Annotated in this window: 16 protein-coding genes; 9 read left to right on the top strand and 7 right to left on the bottom strand. The window is 72.0% G+C overall.

The annotated features are described in order from the left end of the window. The first annotated feature begins 19 nt into the window (after nucleotides 1-19). Nucleotides 20-1441 carry an adenylosuccinate lyase gene (gene purB / locus ACGWYL_RS04815; RefSeq protein ID WP_395486564.1) on the top strand — a complete coding sequence of 474 codons (1422 nt, stop codon included), beginning with the start codon at nucleotides 20-22 and terminating at the stop codon, nucleotides 1439-1441. A gap of 84 nt (nucleotides 1442-1525) precedes the next feature. Here purB and ACGWYL_RS04810 read toward each other — a convergent pair whose 3' ends face one another. Together ACGWYL_RS04810 and ACGWYL_RS04805 are read right to left on the bottom strand one after the other, a co-directional pair. Next, nucleotides 1526-2074: a hypothetical protein gene (locus ACGWYL_RS04810; protein WP_269304065.1), complete on the bottom strand. Its 549-nt coding sequence runs from the start codon at nucleotides 2072-2074 to the stop codon at nucleotides 1526-1528. Between the two features lie 4 nt (nucleotides 2075-2078). Next, complete coding sequence (locus tag ACGWYL_RS04805; RefSeq protein ID WP_395486563.1) at nucleotides 2079-3266, bottom strand: MFS transporter; 1188 nt, start codon at nucleotides 3264-3266, stop codon at nucleotides 2079-2081. Nucleotides 3267-3319: 53 nt separating this feature from the next. Here ACGWYL_RS04805 and ACGWYL_RS04800 point away from each other — a divergent pair, with 53 nt between their 5' ends. After that, on the top strand, nucleotides 3320-4180 hold the full coding sequence (locus ACGWYL_RS04800; protein ID WP_179427760.1) for a phosphoribosylaminoimidazolesuccinocarboxamide synthase: 861 nt from the start codon (nucleotides 3320-3322) through the stop codon (nucleotides 4178-4180). A gap of 13 nt (nucleotides 4181-4193) precedes the next feature. Here ACGWYL_RS04800 and ACGWYL_RS04795 read toward each other — a convergent pair whose 3' ends face one another. Next, nucleotides 4194-5045: a serine/threonine-protein kinase gene (locus tag ACGWYL_RS04795; protein ID WP_395486562.1), complete on the bottom strand. Its 852-nt coding sequence runs from the start codon at nucleotides 5043-5045 to the stop codon at nucleotides 4194-4196. Between the two features lie 27 nt (nucleotides 5046-5072). On the opposite strand from ACGWYL_RS04795, the gene ACGWYL_RS04790 reads away from it, so the two are divergent. The 3 genes from ACGWYL_RS04790 to ACGWYL_RS04780 all read left to right on the top strand — a co-directional run bounded on the left by ACGWYL_RS04790 (nucleotide 5073) and on the right by ACGWYL_RS04780 (nucleotide 8086). After that, nucleotides 5073-5618: an RNA polymerase sigma factor gene (locus ACGWYL_RS04790; protein ID WP_395486561.1), complete on the top strand. Its 546-nt coding sequence runs from the start codon at nucleotides 5073-5075 to the stop codon at nucleotides 5616-5618. Between the two features lie 66 nt (nucleotides 5619-5684). Beyond that, nucleotides 5685-6404 (top strand): hypothetical protein, encoded by a 720-nt coding sequence (locus ACGWYL_RS04785; RefSeq protein ID WP_395486560.1) that lies wholly within the window; start codon nucleotides 5685-5687, stop codon nucleotides 6402-6404. Nucleotides 6405-6523: 119 nt separating this feature from the next. Then, nucleotides 6524-8086 (top strand): long-chain fatty acid--CoA ligase, encoded by a 1563-nt coding sequence (locus ACGWYL_RS04780; protein ID WP_179427768.1) that lies wholly within the window; start codon nucleotides 6524-6526, stop codon nucleotides 8084-8086. A 66-nt stretch (nucleotides 8087-8152) separates the two neighbouring features. Here ACGWYL_RS04780 and ACGWYL_RS04775 read toward each other — a convergent pair whose 3' ends face one another. Further along, nucleotides 8153-9469: a UDP-glucose/GDP-mannose dehydrogenase family protein gene (locus tag ACGWYL_RS04775; protein ID WP_179427770.1), complete on the bottom strand. Its 1317-nt coding sequence runs from the start codon at nucleotides 9467-9469 to the stop codon at nucleotides 8153-8155. A gap of 112 nt (nucleotides 9470-9581) precedes the next feature. Here ACGWYL_RS04775 and ACGWYL_RS04770 point away from each other — a divergent pair, with 112 nt between their 5' ends. From ACGWYL_RS04770 to ACGWYL_RS04760, 3 genes are read left to right on the top strand one after another with little or no spacing between them, the layout of a single operon-like run. Beyond that, on the top strand, nucleotides 9582-9863 hold the full coding sequence (locus tag ACGWYL_RS04770) for a GNAT family N-acetyltransferase (RefSeq protein ID WP_179427772.1): 282 nt from the start codon (nucleotides 9582-9584) through the stop codon (nucleotides 9861-9863). Then, nucleotides 9860-11074 (top strand): Nramp family divalent metal transporter, encoded by a 1215-nt coding sequence (locus ACGWYL_RS04765; RefSeq protein ID WP_395486559.1) that lies wholly within the window; start codon nucleotides 9860-9862, stop codon nucleotides 11072-11074. The genes ACGWYL_RS04770 and ACGWYL_RS04765 overlap by 4 nt, the downstream gene beginning before the upstream one ends. Nucleotides 11075-11092: 18 nt before the next feature. Then, the gene (locus tag ACGWYL_RS04760; protein ID WP_395486558.1) at nucleotides 11093-11950 is read left to right on the top strand and encodes an Fpg/Nei family DNA glycosylase; all 858 of its coding nucleotides are present in this window, start codon (nucleotides 11093-11095) and stop codon (nucleotides 11948-11950) included. A gap of 62 nt (nucleotides 11951-12012) precedes the next feature. On the opposite strand, the gene ACGWYL_RS04755 is transcribed toward ACGWYL_RS04760, so the two are convergent. Continuing rightward, nucleotides 12013-12912: a DUF6801 domain-containing protein gene (locus tag ACGWYL_RS04755; protein ID WP_179427778.1), complete on the bottom strand. Its 900-nt coding sequence runs from the start codon at nucleotides 12910-12912 to the stop codon at nucleotides 12013-12015. 238 nt (nucleotides 12913-13150) lie between these two features. Between ACGWYL_RS04755 and ACGWYL_RS04750 the strand changes: the two genes are divergently transcribed. Continuing rightward, nucleotides 13151-13774, top strand: a complete 624-nt coding sequence (locus ACGWYL_RS04750) for a hypothetical protein (protein WP_395486557.1) — start codon at nucleotides 13151-13153, stop codon at nucleotides 13772-13774. A gap of 37 nt (nucleotides 13775-13811) precedes the next feature. Here the strand turns inward: ACGWYL_RS04750 and ACGWYL_RS04745 are convergent, their stop codons facing one another. Beyond that, nucleotides 13812-14537 carry an ABC transporter permease gene (locus tag ACGWYL_RS04745; RefSeq protein WP_395486556.1) on the bottom strand — a complete coding sequence of 242 codons (726 nt, stop codon included), beginning with the start codon at nucleotides 14535-14537 and terminating at the stop codon, nucleotides 13812-13814. Further along, complete coding sequence (locus tag ACGWYL_RS04740) at nucleotides 14534-15250, bottom strand: ABC transporter ATP-binding protein (RefSeq protein ID WP_179427784.1); 717 nt, start codon at nucleotides 15248-15250, stop codon at nucleotides 14534-14536. The genes ACGWYL_RS04745 and ACGWYL_RS04740 overlap by 4 nt, the downstream gene beginning before the upstream one ends. Nucleotides 15251-15273: the final 23 nt, after the last annotated feature.

Raw genomic sequence — 15273 nt, 5'->3', positions numbered from 1 at the left:
GGACTGCGACAATGGGCCGGTGACCACTCCGAACGTCCTCGCCTCCCGCTACGCCTCCGCCGAGCTGGCCCGCATCTGGTCGCCCGAGCACAAGATCGTCCTCGAGCGGCAGCTGTGGATCGCGGTGCTGAAGGCCCAGCGCGACCTCGGGGTGGAGACCCCCGAAGGCGTCATCGAGGCGCACGAGGCCGTCGTCGACCAGGTCGACCTCGACTCGATCGCCGCGCGCGAGCGCGTCACCCGCCACGACGTCAAGGCGCGCATCGAGGAGTTCGCCGCGCTGGCCGGCAGCGAGCACATCCACAAGGGCATGACCTCGCGCGACCTCACCGAGAACGTCGAGCAGCTGCAGGTGCGCGCGTCGCTCGAGCTGGTGCGCGACCGCGCCGTCGCCGCGCTGGCTCGCCTCGGTCGCCTCGCGGGCGAGCACGCCGAGCTCGTCATGGCCGGTCGCAGCCACAACGTGGCCGCCCAGGCCACCACGCTGGGCAAGCGCTTCGCCACCACCGCCGACGAGCTGCTGGTGGGGATCGAGCGCGTCGAGCAGCTGATCGCGCGCTACCCGCTGCGCGGCATCAAGGGCCCGGTCGGCACCGGCCAGGACATGCTCGACCTCCTCGGCGGCGACGAGGCGAAGCTCGCCGACCTCGAGCAGCGCGTGGCCGCCCACCTCGGCTTCGAGCGCACCTTCACGAGCGTCGGCCAGGTCTACCCGCGCTCGCTGGACTTCGACGCGGTCAGCGCGCTCGTGCAGCTGGTCGCCGCGCCGTCGAGCCTGGCCCTCACGATCCGCCTCATGGCGGGCAACGAGCTGGTCACCGAGGGCTTCAAGCCCGGCCAGGTCGGCTCCTCGGCGATGCCGCACAAGATGAACACCCGCTCATGCGAGCGCGTCAACGGGCTGGCGGTCGTCCTGCGCGGCTACGCGTCGATGGTCGGCGAGCTCTCGGGCGACCAGTGGAACGAGGGCGACGTGTCGTGCTCGGTCGTGCGTCGCGTGGCGCTGCCCGACGCGTTCTACGCCGCCGACGGCCTGTTCGAGACCTTCCTGACCGTGCTCGACGAGTTCGGCGCCTTCCCGGCCGTGGTCCAGCGCGAGCTCGACCGGTACCTGCCGTTCCTGGCCACCACCAAGGTCCTCATGGCCGCGGTGCGCCACGGCGTCGGCCGCGAGTCGGCCCACGAGGCCATCAAGGAGCACGCGGTCGCCGTCGCGCTGGAGATGCGCGAGCAGGGCACGGCCGACAACGACCTCTTCGACCGCCTTGCCGCGGACGAGCGGCTCGGCCTCACGGCCGACGACCTGCAGCGCCTCGTCGCCGAGCCACTGGCCTTCACCGGCGCGGCCGTCTCGCAGGTCCAGCAGGTGCTCACGCAGGTCGAGGCCGTCCTGCAGCGCCACCCCGACGCCGCGGCCTACGCGCCCGGCGCCATCCTCTGACCCTCGCGTGACGAGATCTGCTCCAATTTCTACCTTTCAGCAGGTCTGAAACGTAGAAGAGGGAGCACATCTCGGGACGGGCGGTCAGGCGAGCCAGGCCAGGACCGCGGGGCCGGGGTGCTCGGCCCACGTGGCCGTGAGGATGCCCGAGGCCTCGGCGGGCGCGTGGGCGTCGACGACCCGCGCGACGTGCAGCTCGCCGTGGCCCGAGCCGCTGCCGTGCACGGCCGCGGTGAACCGGCGGCGCGGGATCGGCTCGCCCTCGGGCGTCAGCATCGTCACCTCGCCGCGACCCTCACGGATCACGGCGGCCGCCTCGGCGAGGTAGACCGGGTCGGTCGCGCCGTCGTAGACCCAGCGGCGACCCAGCGCCGAGTGGTCCATCTCGCCCACGAGCTCGGCGCCCTCGAGCGGGGCGGAGCGGTAGGTCAGCGGCACGTGCACGATGTCGTCGCCCACGGGGAGCAGGAACGACTCGATGCCGACCTCGCCCTCGGGGTCGTCGAAGCGGAAGTTCGCCTGAAAGGCGGGCACCTCCGCGCCCTGCGGCCACCAGTCGCGGCTCGGCAGCCAGGCTTCCAGCAGCTCGGCCTTGGTGGGGTTCAGCTCGGATCCGGGATGCACGACGCCCATGGCGTCATCGTGCCACGGGTCGGACGCTGGCGGCAGCCACGACGGCCGCCACGACCGAGAGGAGGGCGGCGCCGACGATCGGGGCGAGGTCGTTGAGGCCGTAGAGACCGGCGCCCAGCACCGGCCCGATCACATAGGTGAGACCCACGGTCGCCGAGAGCTGGCCCGCGACCGCGGCGTGCTCCGACGGCTCGACGACGAGCGTGGCGCCGGCGTTGTAGCCAGGGACGGCGAGCCCGAGTCCGGCCGCGATGACCATGAGGGCCGGCAGCAGCACGCCGAGCGTGGTGGCGACGATCGCGAGTGCGTAGCCGGCCGCGGCGACGAGGCTGCCGATCACGATGAGCGCGCGCGGCCCGCCGGGGACGCGGGGTGCGACGACGGCCTGCGTGAGGGCGAAGCCGATGCCGATCGCGACGCCCGCGACGGCGACGACGCCCGCGGTCTCGCTGTTCGTGAGGCCGAGGCGGTCCTGCACGAGGAAGCCGAGGATGATCTCGACGAGCGCCAGGCCGAGGAAGAGCGCGGCGCCCGCCGCGAGGTAGGGCAGCACACGCGGGTCGCCGAAGCCGAGTCGCTCGCGCTCGGGGCGCTCCTGCCGCTCGGGCGCGGGCAGCAGCCACACGGCGACGAGGGTCGCCCCGACGAGGACGGGCGCGAGGTGCACCGGCATCAGCAGCCCGCCGATCGCCGCGAGGCCGCCGATGGCGGGACCCACGACGAGCGAGATGCCCTGCACCGCTCCGAACGCGCCCATCGCCTGCGTGCGCGCGGTGGCGCCGTCGCTCGTGGAGGCGAGATAGGTCAGCGCCGCGACGGGGACGGCGGCGAAGCCGACGCCGTAGAGCACGCCCCGGGTGAGGGCGAACGCCGAGAGCACGAGCCACCGCGGCAGCTCCTGCCGGACGGCGACCTCGGTCATCACGGCGAAGCCAGCCGCACCGATCGTGGCGACCAGCAGGCCGCGCACGAGGACCGCGTGGACGCCGACCCGGTCGACCTCGCGACCCCACCACGGACCGGTCAGCACGAGCATCGCCGCGGACAGCGTCATGACGGCGCCGAGGTCGACCTCGCCGAGCCCGACCAGCCGGGTGACGGGCGCCAGCACCGGGACGAGCATCCCCTGGGCGCTGTAGACCACGAGGGCCGACACGAGCAGCGTCGTGGTCGTGGTCCGGGTCGATGGCACCGGCACAGCCTGCCACGGAAACGCGCCGACGGGCAGGCCACTAGCCTGATCCCATGCCGCTGGAGATTCCCGGAGCCACCCACCTGCACTCGGGCAAGGTCCGCGACCTGTACACGTACGGCGACCACCTGCTGATGGTCGCGTCGGACCGGGTCAGCGCCTACGACTTCCTGCTCGAGCCGGGGATCCCCGACAAGGGCGAGATCCTCACCCGGATGAGCCTGTGGTGGTTCGACCAGCTGGCCGACCTCGTGCCGCACCACGTCGTCAGCACCGACGTGCCCGACGAGGTGGCCGGCCGCGCGCTGGTCGTCGAGCGGCTCGACATGTTCCCGGTCGAGTGCGTCGCCCGCGGCTACCTCACCGGCTCGGGCCTGGCCGACTACCGCGAGACCGGCGCCGTGTGCGGCATCCCGCTGCCCGACGGGCTCGTCGACGGCTCGCGCCTCGACACCGCGATCTTCACCCCGGCCACGAAGGCCGATCTCGGCGAGCACGACGAGAACGTCTCGTTCGAGGCGGTCGTGGAGACCGTCGGCGCCGAGATGGCCGAGCGGCTGCGCGACCTCACCCTGGCCGTCTACGGCCGTGCCGAGGAGATCGCCCGTGAGCGCGGCATCATCCTGGCCGACACCAAGCTCGAGTTCGGCGCCCGTCCCGACGGCACGATCGTGCTGGCCGACGAGGTGCTCACGCCCGACTCGTCGCGCTTCTGGCCCGCCGACCGCTACGTGCCCGGCCAGGCGCAGCCCAGCTACGACAAGCAGTTCGTCCGCGACTGGCTGACGTCGGAGGAGTCCGGCTGGGACCGCGCGTCCGACACGCCCCCGCCGCGGCTGCCCGACGAGATCGTGGAGCGCACGCGCGACCGCTACATCGAGGCCTACGAGCGACTCACCGGCCTCACCTGGTGAGTCGCCGGTCGCCTCAGCCCAGGTACCAGGTGGTGACGGCGGCGGCGGCGAAGGCCACGGTCATCAGCAGGGCGACGAGCCAGGGCGGCACGGCCGTGCGCGTCGGATCCTCGCTCGACTCGAGCGCCTCGGCCAGCGCGGCCGCCGACGCCGGACGGCCCTCGCGCCGCACGGACAGCGCGGCGGCGACGACCGCGTCGACCCGCGGGCCGGCTCCGGTCGGCTCCAGCCGGTCGTTGGCGGTCCGTCCGAGCGGACCGTCGAACGGCAGCCGGCCGGCGATCAGCTCGTGCGCGAGGACCCCGAGGGCGTAGACGTCGGTGCGCGCGTCCAGCGGCTGCCCGTACGCCTGCTCGGGTGCCATGTAGGCGGGCGTTCCGGTGGTGACGGTGATCCCGCTCGCCTCGGCCAGTCGCTTCGCACTCCCGAGGTCGCTGATGAGGACCTCGTCGTCGCCGCTCACCAGCAGGTTGGAGGGCTTGACGTCGCGGTGCAGGACGTCGTGGTCGTGCAGCGCCTGCACGGCCCGGCACGCCGCCACGACCCACGCCACGGCGTCGTCGGTGCCGAGATCGCCGACCCGGTCGGCCAGCGTCCCGCCGGGCACGAAGTCCATCACGAAGTACGGCCGGTCGTCCTGGACGCCGACGTCGTGGACCCGCACGACGAGACGGTCGTGGATGCGGCGCAGCAGCCGGGCCTCCTCGAGGAATCGCTCGCGGACGTCGGGGTGGTGGGCCCAGTTGTCGGCCAGCACCTTCACCGCCACCGTGACGTCCAGATCGGGGTCGTGGCCGCGCCACACCGTCGCGAAGGCGCCGACCCCCTGCACGGAGTCGAGCCGGTAACGTCCGATCTGTCGCATCGTGACCAGTATCGGTGGGGAGGCCGGATGGACGTGCACCACGCCCTGGTCGCGCGCGCCCGCGCCGGCGATCGGGCGGCGCTCGAGGACCTGCTCGGACAGGTCCGACCCCTCGTGCAGCGGCGCTGCCGACGCGTCCTGCCCTACCCCCAGGACGCGGAGGAGGCCGCCCAGGACGCCCTGCTCACGATCGCCACGCGGCTCGACACCTGGGCGGCCCGGGGCTCGTTCGAGGCCTGGGCCGCGATGGTGGCGACCAACCAGGCGCGGATGACGTACCGGACGCTGAAGCGGCGATCCTTCGAGCGAGGCCTCGACGCGGCGCCGGAGACGGCCGACCCGGCGCGCACCAGCGTCGTCGCCGGCACGCGGCTCGACCTCCTCGACGCGATCGAGGCGCTCGAGGAGCGCCACCCCGAGACGGTGGAGGCACTCGTCCTGCGCGACCTCGGGGGACTGCCGTACGACGAGATCGCGACGATCCTCGGCGTCGCGCTCGGCACGGTGAAGGCGCGGATCCACACGGCGCGGCGCTTCGTCCGGGCGCAGCTCACGGCCGGTGCCGATGCGTGACAACTTTCCGTGCCCCGGCGGCATCAGGAGGGTGAGACCGTCACGGAGGCGGTCGGTGAGGACACCATGAACCGCAGCATCGCAGCATCCCTCGTCGCCGCCAGCGTGATCGCCGGCGTCGGCGCCGGCTTCGCCGCCCGCCAGCTGGACGGAGGATCGGCGTCGGCCGCCGACCCCGGCACCACCGTCACGTCGTCGCCCGCCCCGACGGCCACGTCCCCCGAGCCGAGCGCCACGGAGGATCCCGATCTCGCGGCGGCCCGCGCCGACCGGACGGGGCCCTCCTGGTCTCCCGCCGACCCGGTCGACGCCGAGGGACGCCCGATCACGGTGGGCGACGTGGTTCCCGGTGCGATCGAGCCGATCCGGGTCGGCACGCCGGTCGACGAGGCGATCGCGACCGGGCTGATCGAGCGGGACGACAGTGGACTGGTCTGCGAGGGCACCCGGTACCGCTGGACCGGCGACCTCGGCGACGGGTTCGACGTGCAGGTCCGGCAGGACGGCACGATCGCCACGCTGGGCCTGTTCAAGGACGGGGCCGAGACGGCGAAGGGCATCTCGGTGGGCAACAGCTATGGAGGCCTGCGCCGGGCCTACGGCGGGGCGCTGTCGGAGCCGGAGGAGGCCGGCTACTCGCAGACCGGCGCGTTCGTCCGTGAGGACACGCGCTGGATCGGCTTCCTCTTCGACGAGGCTCCGGACCGTCTCACGGACTCCTCGCGGATCACGATGGTCGAGGTCACCGACGGCAACCAGCCTGACCTGATGCGCGACGGCTGCTGAGTCGTCGGGAGGGGGTGTGGTCGCGACGCTTTGCTACAGGGGTCGCGGCACACTTTGTGCCGCGGTCGTTGGTTACAGTGACGATGTAACTGAGGCCACACCCCCCGAAAGAAGGCACCGTGACCAACCTCGCCGCGATCCTCGACGACACGACCGCGAAGTACCCCGAGCGCACCGCCATCGTCTTCGGTGACACGCGCCTGAACTACGCGCAGGTCAACGGCGCCGCCAACCAGGTCGCCAACCTGCTCGTCTCGCGGGGGATCAAGCCCGGCGACAAGGTCGCGATCTCGATCCCGAACCTGCCCTACTTCACGATCGCCTACTTCGGCATCCTCAAGGCCGGTGCCGTGGTCGTCCCGCTGAACGTCCTGCTGTCCGAGCGCGAGGTCGCCTACCACCTCGACGACTCCGGCGCCGTCGCCTTCATCGCCTTCGAGGGCACCCCCGACCTGCCGATCGGCGACCGCGCCTGGGCCGGCTTCAACGAGGTCGAGGCGTGCAAGGAGTTCTTCCTCATCAAGCTCGACTCGGCCGCGCCCGAGCCGATGGAGCCGCCGGAGTTCTACGGCCCGCTCGTGGCCCAGCAGTCGCCGGAGTTCACCACGGTCGAGCGCGACGACGACGACACCGCCGTGATCCTCTACACGTCGGGCACCACCGGACAGCCCAAGGGCGCCGAGCTGATGCACCGCAACCTGCGCGCCAACGCCGCCCTCGGCACCTCGCTGTTCGGCGCCGACGAGAACGACCCGGACACGTACCTCGCGGTGCTGCCGCTGTTCCACATCTTCGGCCAGACCGTCATCCAGAACGGCGCGTTCCTCTACGGCGGCACGGTCGTCTACCTGCCACGGTTCGAGCCCGAGGCCGCCCTGGCGCTCCTGCTGAAGGAGAAGATCACGTTCTTCGCCGGCGTGCCCACGATGTACTGGGGCCTGCTGCAGGCGCTCGCCGCGTCCGACGGCAGCATCGACGTCGAGGCCATCGCCAAGACCATCCGCACGGCGGCCGCCGGTGGCGCCGCGCTCCCGGCCGACATCCACCGTCAGTTCGAGGAGAAGTTCGGCATCGTCATCCAGGAGGGCTACGGCCTCTCCGAGACCTCGCCCGTCGCCTCGTTCGGCGTCCGCGGCGAGGAGGTCCGCGTGGGCTCCATCGGCCGTCCGGTCGAGGGCGTCGAGATGAAGCTCATCAACGACGACTGGAGCGACGTGCCGCACGACCCGGAGGCGATCGGCGAGATCGCGATCAAGGGTCACGGCATCATGAAGGGCTACTACAACCGCCCCGCCGCCACGGCCGAGGCGATCCAGGGCGAGTGGTTCCGCACGGGCGACCTCGCCCGCAAGGACGACGACGGCTACTACTACATCGTCGACCGCAGCAAGGACATGATCATCCGCGGCGGCTACAACGTCTACCCGCGTGAGCTCGAGGAGGTGCTGATGACGCACCCGGCGGTCTCGCTGGTCGCCGTCATCGGCGTCCCGCACGAGTCGCACGGCGAGGAGATCAAGGCGGTCGTGGTCAAGAACGCCGACGATCCCACCACCGAGGCCGAGCTGCGCGAGTGGGCCAAGGGTCAGTTCGCCCAGTACAAGTACCCGCGCATCGTGGAGTTCCGCGACGCGCTGCCGATGACCGCGACGGGCAAGATCCTCAAGCGCGAGATCGACTGACGCCGACACGACAGGGGCCCGCGGCCGGTGGTTGCGTGCCCCTGCTCTGTCGTGGGTGGGCGTGTCTCAGGCGCGGCGGCCCAGGGCGCGGTAGGTCCAGCCGGCGGCGCGCCAGCGGTCGGGGTCGACCGCGTTGCGCCCGTCGAGCAGCGCCCGGCGGTGCACCAGCGCGCCGACGGCCTCGGGATCGAGCTCGCGGTACTCGCGCCACTCGGTGAGCAGCAGGACGAGGTCGGCGCCGGTGAGCGCCTCCTCGGTGTCCTCCACGTAGAGCAGGTTCGGGTAGGACGACTTCGCGTTGCCCAGCGCGGCCGGGTCGGTGACGCGCACGTTCGCGCCCTGCAGCCGCAGCTGCTCGGCCACGTTGAGGGCGGGGGAGTCGCGGATGTCGTCGCTGTCGGGCTTGAACGAGGCGCCCAGCACCGCGACGGTGCGGCCCATGAGCGAGCCCCCGCACTCCTCGCGGGCGAGGTCGACCATGCGCACGCGGCGGCGGGTGTTGATCGCGTCGACCTCGGCCAGGAAGCTGAGGGTCTGGTCGGCGCCGAGCTCGCCGGCGCGCGCCATGAACGCGCGGATGTCCTTCGGCAGGCAGCCGCCGCCGAAGCCGAGGCCGGCGTTGAGGAACTTGCGCCCGATGCGGTCGTCGAGGCCGATCGCGTCGGCCAGCGCGGTGACGTCGGCGTCGGTGCGCTCGCACAGCTCGGCCATCGCGTTGATGAACGAGATCTTCGTGGCCAGGAACGAGTTCGCGGCGACCTTGACCAGCTGCGCGGTGGCCGGGTCCATCGTGAGGCGAGGCGTGCCCTCGGCGAGGATCGCGGCGTAGACCTCGTCGAGCAGCGCGGTGGCGCGCTCGCCGGCCTCGCCGTCGGGAACGCCGTAGACCAGACGGTCGGGGTGCAGCGTGTCCTTGACCGCGAAGCCCTCCCGCAGGAACTCGGGGTTCCACACGAGCATCGCGTCGGGCCGGACCTCGGCCAGCTGCGCCGCGAGCCGCTCGGCCGTGCCGACGGGCACGGTGGACTTGCCGGCGACGAGCGCGCCGGGCGCGATGACCTCCAGCAGGCTCGTGAACGCGCCGTCGACGTAGGCCAGGTCGGCCGCGTACTCGCCGCGCTTCTGCGGCGTGCCGACACACAGGAAGTGCACCTGCGCGTCGGCGACGTCGGCGAAGTCCGTGGTGAACGACAGCCGGCCGCTGGCCAGGGTGCGCTCGAGCAGCTCGGGCAGGTTCGGCTCGAAGAACGGGGCACGCCCGGCGGACAGGCTCTCGATCTTGGCCAGGTCGGTGTCGACGCCGACGACCTCGTGGCCCAGCTCCGCCATGCTCGCGGCGTGGACGGCGCCGAGGTAGCCACAGCCGATGACGCTGATCTTCATACCCGACACCGTAGCGACTGCGCGGCGGGACCGGGCCCGAAGAGACGAACGTCGCCGTCGGCCCGGCACGCATGGTGCGCAAGGGAAAACCGAGTGTGGGAAGGTCGTTCCCATGACGGTCGACATCACGCACAACGCGGCGGAGCAGCAGTACGAGATCGCGGTCGACGGCGAGCGCGCCGGCTTCACCGAGGCTCGTGAGGAGGGCGACGTCGTCGTCTTCCCGCACACGATCATCGACGAGCGCTTCGAGGGCCAGGGCCTGGCCAGCCAGCTCGTGACCTTCGCGCTCGACGACGTGCGGGCGCGCGGCAAGAAGGCCCGCATCCACTGCAGCTACATCAAGCGGTTCGTCGAGAAGCACCCCGAGTACCAGGATCTGCGGGTCGAGTGACCCAGGTCCTGCGGCGCCGGCTCACGCTGCTGGGGCCGGCGTTCGTCGCTGCCATCGCGTACGTCGATCCCGGCAACGTCGCCACGAACCTCACGGCCGGCGCGCAGTTCGGCTACACCCTCGTCTGGGTGATCGTGCTGGCCAACCTCATGGCCGTGCTCATCCAGTACCTCTCGGCCAAGCTCGGCCTGGTCACCTGCCGCTCGCTGGCGGGCCAGGTGGGCGACCGTCTGGGCGTCCGCGCGCGCTTCGCGTACTGGATGCAGGCCGAGGGGATCGCGATCGCCACCGACCTCGCCGAGGTCATCGGCGGCGCGATCGCGTTCCACCTGCTGTTCGGCGTGCCGTTGCCGCTCGGCGCGCTGCTGACCGCCCTGGTCGCGATGCTGGTGCTCGCGATCGGCGACCACCGTGGCCAGGGCGCGCTCGAGCGCGTCATCGTCGGCTTCCTGCTGCTGATCGCGGTGGGCTTCCTGGCCGGCCTCGTCGTCGGCCCGCCCGCCGCTGGCGAGGTCGTGCAGGGACTGGTGCCGCGGTTCGACGGTGCCGAGAGCGTGCTGCTGGCCTCGGGCATCGTCGGCGCCACCGTCATGCCGCACGCGGTCTACCTGCACTCGAGCCTCACGGCCGACCGTCTGGGCGTCCGGGGCGAGAGCTCGTCGGTGCGCGACCTGCTGGCCGCCACCCGGATCGACGTCGTGCTGGCGCTGATCCTCGCCGGCATGCTCAACCTCGGCCTGCTGCTCATGGCCGCGGCGAACCTGCAGGGCCTGCCCGGCACCGATACGATCGCCGGCGCGCACGAGCTCATCACGAGCGAGATCGGCGCGGGCGTGGCGCTGCTGTTCGCGGTCGCGCTGCTGGGCTCGGGCATCTCGTCGACCTCGGTCGGCAGCGCCGCGGGCGCCGAGGTCATGCGCGCCCTGACGCCGTGGTCGCTCAAGCCGGTCACCCGGCGCCTCATCACGCTCGTGCCGGCCGTGATCGTCCTGCTGCTCGGGATCGACCCCACGCGGGCCCTCGTGGTCTCGCAGGTCGTCCTGTCGATGGGCATCCCGTTCGCCGTCGTGCCGCTGGTCTGGCTGACCTCGCGGCACGCCATCATGGGCGAGTTCGTGAACCGGCGGCTCACCACCGTGCTCGCGACGCTCGCGGCCGCGGCGATCGTGGCGCTCAACCTGGTGCTGCTGTGGCTGACGTTCGTCGGCTGATCCTCGTACGCTGACGTCATGCCCGAGATGCCCGAGGTGGAGGCCCTCGTCCACTGGCTGCAGGCCCAGCTCGAGGGCGCGGTCGTGGTCGAGATCGAGCCGGCGTCGTTCGCGGTGCTCAAGACCTACGACCCGCCCGTGTCGTCGTTCGCGGGGCTCACCGTCAGCGGCGTCACGCGGCACGGCAAGTTCATCGACATCGACGTCGACGGGCTGCACCTCGTGATCCACCTGGCCAAGGCGGGCTGGCTGCGCTGGTCGGACCACTTCGGCGACAGCCGGGTCAAGATGGGTGGCCCGCTCGCCCTGCGGTTCCGCGTCGACCGGGGCTCGGGCCCGCACGAGGGCTTCGACCTCACCGAGGCCGGCACCCGCAAGGGCCTGGCTGTCTACGCCGTGCGGGACCCGCACGAGGTGCCCGGGATCGAGCGGCTCGGTCCCGACCCGCTCGCGCCGGGCTTCGAGCTGCGGCCGCTGCTGCAGCGCCGGATGCAGGTCAAGCGGCTGCTGCGCGACCAGACCGTGGTGGCGGGCATCGGCAACGCCTACAGCGACGAGATCCTGCACGCCGCGCGGCTCTCGCCCTTCGCGATCGCCGAGAAGCTCGAAGACGACGAGATCGCTCGCCTGGAGGAGGCGGTCACCTCGGTGCTCACCGAGGCCGTCGCGGCGGCCGACGGCAAGCCCGCGGCCGACCTCAAGGACGCCAAGCGCGAGCGGATGCGCGTGCACGGCCGGGCGGGCCAGACGTGCGAGGTCTGCGGCGACACGGTGGCCGAGGTGGTCTTCGCCGACTCCTCGCTGCAGTACTGCCCCACGTGCCAGACCGGCGGCACGATCCTCAAGGACCGCTCCACCTCGAAGTTCCTGAAGTAGCCGGACAGGCGAAGGGGCGAGAGCCTCGCGGCCCTCGCCCCTGCGTCACGCTGCGGGTGGCGTCACTTCTTGACGGTGACGACGACCTTCACCTTGGCGCTGCCGCCGTAGCCGTCGCGGACGGTCACGTAGAACGCCGTCTTGCCCTTGAAGCCCTTCTTCGGGACGAACGTGAACTTCGGGCCCTTGCCCCTGACCTTGCCGGCCTTCTTGCTGACCTTGCCGACCTTGTAGGTCAGGCGGTCGCCGTCGGCGTCACGGGCGCGCAGCACGAAGGCCTTGGCCTTCTTCTGCTTCGTGACGACCTTGACCGTCTTCTTGCTGACGACCGGTGCACGGTTGGGGACCTTGATCGAGCCGAGGGCCAGGTTGGACGGGCCGGTGCACGTGAGGCTCGACGGGACCGTGGACTCGTCGGCGCGGTAGATCGTGGCCGCGATCGTGAACGACTTCGGCACGCCGAGCGCGACGGTGTGCTTGGTGTTCGCGGGCGCCTTGATCGCCGGGACCGTGCCGGTGGCCGGGATGGTCCACTTGTCGCCGACGTTCTGCGGGACCGGGGTCCGCGGGGCGGCCAGGCTCGGGATCCGCACCGCGGTGCTGCGACCACCGGTGGTCAGGGTGAGCGAGGCGTCGGTGCTGGCGCCGGCGGCCTCGCGGCCCTGCAGCAGGCCGGCCGTGGCGGCGCGGAGGTCCTCGGGGAGCGTCAGCGTGATGTTCACGGGACGAGCCGGGATCGTCTGGCCGGCGCGGACCGAGGTGGGCACGGTGGTGGAGATGGCCACGCCGAGGTTGTGCCGACCGAGGTCGAGCGGGCCCGCGGTGACGCCGCAGTTGTAGGTGAACGTCTTCGACAGTCGGACGTCGGCGGCGTTCGCCGTGCCGGCGCCGGCCATCGTCAGCGCGCCGGCCATGCCGGCGATCAGCGTGGCGGAGAGGGGCACGGCCAGACGGCGTGCCACAGCAGGAGTACGGGTCACGATGAGCCTTTCGGAAGGACGAGCTCCGTGCGGGTGGGAGTGCACGGAACGGAACGGTGGTGCGTCATCGTAACAAGGTTTTAACTGTGAGTTAAGCCACTATTTTCACGGCCTCTCCACCCGCCCGAGTTTTGCTCCGTTTTCGACCTTTCAACCGGCTTGAAAGGTCGAGAACGGAGCAAAACTCGGGGCCTGCGGGGGTGCTCCCTAGGCTGGAGGCATGGGCATCGGCAGGACGGGACGACGGGTGAACGCGGCGGTCGGAGGCTTCGCGTCGCGGGTGGACGGCCAGACCGAGGTCGCGGCGGCGCGTGCGGCGCAGGCGCTGCGACTCGGCGTGCGGCTGCTGCGCTGGCCCAGCCTCGGGATCATGGTGGTGTCGTGGCCGTTCCTGGTGGGCCTGGCGATCGTCAGCCTCCTGGCCGACGACACCTGGCTGACCGTCGTCGCCGGCCTGATCGCGCTCGTCGGCGCCGCTCTCTCGGGGGCGTTCGCGTGGCGGCGCTCGCGCAGCATCGCGGCCGTCGAGGACGAGCAGCAGCTCGCCACCGAGCTCGGCATCGCCGTCGCGATGAGCGACGACGTGGGCGAGGCGCGCCTCGTGCTGGGCCAGCTGGCCGGCACCGCCGGCGGCCCGCGCGTGTTCTCGCGGCTCAAGGCGCTGGGGCGGGGCTTCGGCCTCGGTCCGGGTGTCCTCCAGGACGCGGCCGACCTGCCCCGCGCCCGCTGGTTCTTCCCGCCGAAGGTCGGCACGACGGTGACGCTCTTCTTCGGCGTGCTCTGGCTCGTGCCCGTCTCGTTCGTCAGCTGCCTGCTGCTCGCCATCGCGCTCGCCGCCCGCTGATCCCGCGCCACTCGCGACCCCGGTTTGCCACTCGGCGTCAGGGGGTGCGGCGGCGCAGGGTGAGCGAGGCCAGCGCGACCGAGCCGACGGCGAACCCGATCAGCACGACCAGGTCGGTGACCCGCTCCGAGGCCGCCTCGCCGGCCGCGAGGGAGGAGAACGCGTCGGTCGCGTAGGTCAGCGGCATGACGACCGCGAGCCACTGCAGCACCTCGGGCATCGCGTCCACCGGCACGAGCAGTCCGCACACGAGGATCTGCGGGATGATCACGAGCGGCATGAACTGCACGGCCTGGAACTCGGTGCGCGCGAACGCCGACGCCAGCAGCCCGAGCGCCGTGCCCACGACGGACCCCAGGATCGCGAAGACCAACGCCTCCCACGGCCGGTCGAGGCCGAGGTCCAGCAGCCACTGCGCCACCACGAGGCTGATCGCCGACTGCGCCAGCGCGACCAGACCGAACGCGACGCCGTAGCCGCCGATCAGCTCGCCGCGCCGCAGCGGCGTCGTCAGCAGCCGCTCGAGCGTCCCGGAGATCCGCTCGCGCACCATCGTCACGCTGGTGATGAGGAACATCAGGATGAAGGGGAACAGCGCCAGCATCTGCGGACCGACCCGCGCGAACACCTGCGGCTGCTGGTCGAACACGTAGCGGAACAGCGCCAGCAGGATCGACGGCAGGAACAGCAGCATGACGATGCTGCGGGGGTCGTGCCGCAGCTGCGCCAGCACCCGCTGGGCCGTGGCGGTCGCGCCCGTCACGCGGCACCCCCCTCGGCCAGGGCGAGGAAGGCCGACTCGATGTCGGCCGTCCCGGTCGCGGCGCGCAGCCCGGCGGGGGAGTCCTGCGCGATCATCCGGCCCTCGCGCATGAGCAGCACGACGTCGCACCGGTCGGCCTCGTCCATGACGTGGCTCGAGACCAGCAGGGTCACGCCCGACTCGGCCAGCCCGCCGAACAGCCGCCACAGGTCGCGCCGCAGGACGGGGTCGAGGCCGACGGTGGGCTCGTCGAGCAGGCACACCTCGGGCTCGGCGATCAGCGCCGCCGCCAGCGAGACCCGTGCCCGCTGCCCGCCCGAGAGCTCGCGGGTCAGGCTCCCGCGCTGCGCGCCGAGGTCGACGGCGGACAGCACCGCCTCCACGCGGTCACGTCCCACCGCGGACAGTCGTGCGAAGTAGGAGAGGTTCTGCTCGACGGTGAGGTCGGGATAGACCGAGCTCGCCTGGGTCATGTAGGCCACGCGCCGCCGGTTCACGGCCGAGCCGGCCGGCTCGCCGAGCACCGTCACCGAACCCGACCTCACCACCTGGACGCCGGCGATGGCCCGGATGAGCGTGGACTTGCCGCAGCCGCTCGGTCCGAGCAGCCCGGTGACGCGGCCGCGCAGGATCTCGAGGTCGAGGCCGTCCAGCACGGTGCGGCCGCCGCGCTCGACGACGAGTCCGCTCACCTCCACCGCGGGCGTGGTCATGCTCCGACGATGGCACCGGACCG

The organism is Aeromicrobium sp. JJY06 (genome assembly GCF_044069275.1).
GTDB classification, from domain to species: Bacteria; Actinomycetota; Actinomycetes; order Propionibacteriales; family Nocardioidaceae; genus Aeromicrobium; species Aeromicrobium tamlense.
Note: the sequence above shows the minus strand (reverse complement) of the source record. Positions and strands in the feature narration are given on the sequence as shown.

Bases quoted from the DNA above. Each gene is read 5' to 3' on its own strand.
- ACGWYL_RS04790 (WP_395486561.1), top strand. From the start codon at position 5,073: ATGGACGTGCACCACGCCCTGGTCGCGCGCGCCCGCGCCGGCGATCGG.
- ACGWYL_RS04760 (WP_395486558.1), top strand. From the start codon at position 11,093: ATGCCCGAGATGCCCGAGGTGGAGGCCCTCGTCCACTGGCTGCAGGCC.
- ACGWYL_RS04775 (WP_179427770.1), bottom strand. From the start codon at position 9,469: ATGAAGATCAGCGTCATCGGCTGTGGCTACCTCGGCGCCGTCCACGCC.
- ACGWYL_RS04810 (WP_269304065.1), bottom strand. From the start codon at position 2,074: ATGGGCGTCGTGCATCCCGGATCCGAGCTGAACCCCACCAAGGCCGAG.
- ACGWYL_RS04785 (WP_395486560.1), top strand. From the start codon at position 5,685: ATGAACCGCAGCATCGCAGCATCCCTCGTCGCCGCCAGCGTGATCGCC.
- ACGWYL_RS04770 (WP_179427772.1), top strand. From the start codon at position 9,582: ATGACGGTCGACATCACGCACAACGCGGCGGAGCAGCAGTACGAGATC.
- ACGWYL_RS04795 (WP_395486562.1), bottom strand. From the start codon at position 5,045: ATGCGACAGATCGGACGTTACCGGCTCGACTCCGTGCAGGGGGTCGGC.
- ACGWYL_RS04750 (WP_395486557.1), top strand. From the start codon at position 13,151: ATGGGCATCGGCAGGACGGGACGACGGGTGAACGCGGCGGTCGGAGGC.
- ACGWYL_RS04740 (WP_179427784.1), bottom strand. From the start codon at position 15,250: ATGACCACGCCCGCGGTGGAGGTGAGCGGACTCGTCGTCGAGCGCGGC.
- ACGWYL_RS04800 (WP_179427760.1), top strand. From the start codon at position 3,320: ATGCCGCTGGAGATTCCCGGAGCCACCCACCTGCACTCGGGCAAGGTC.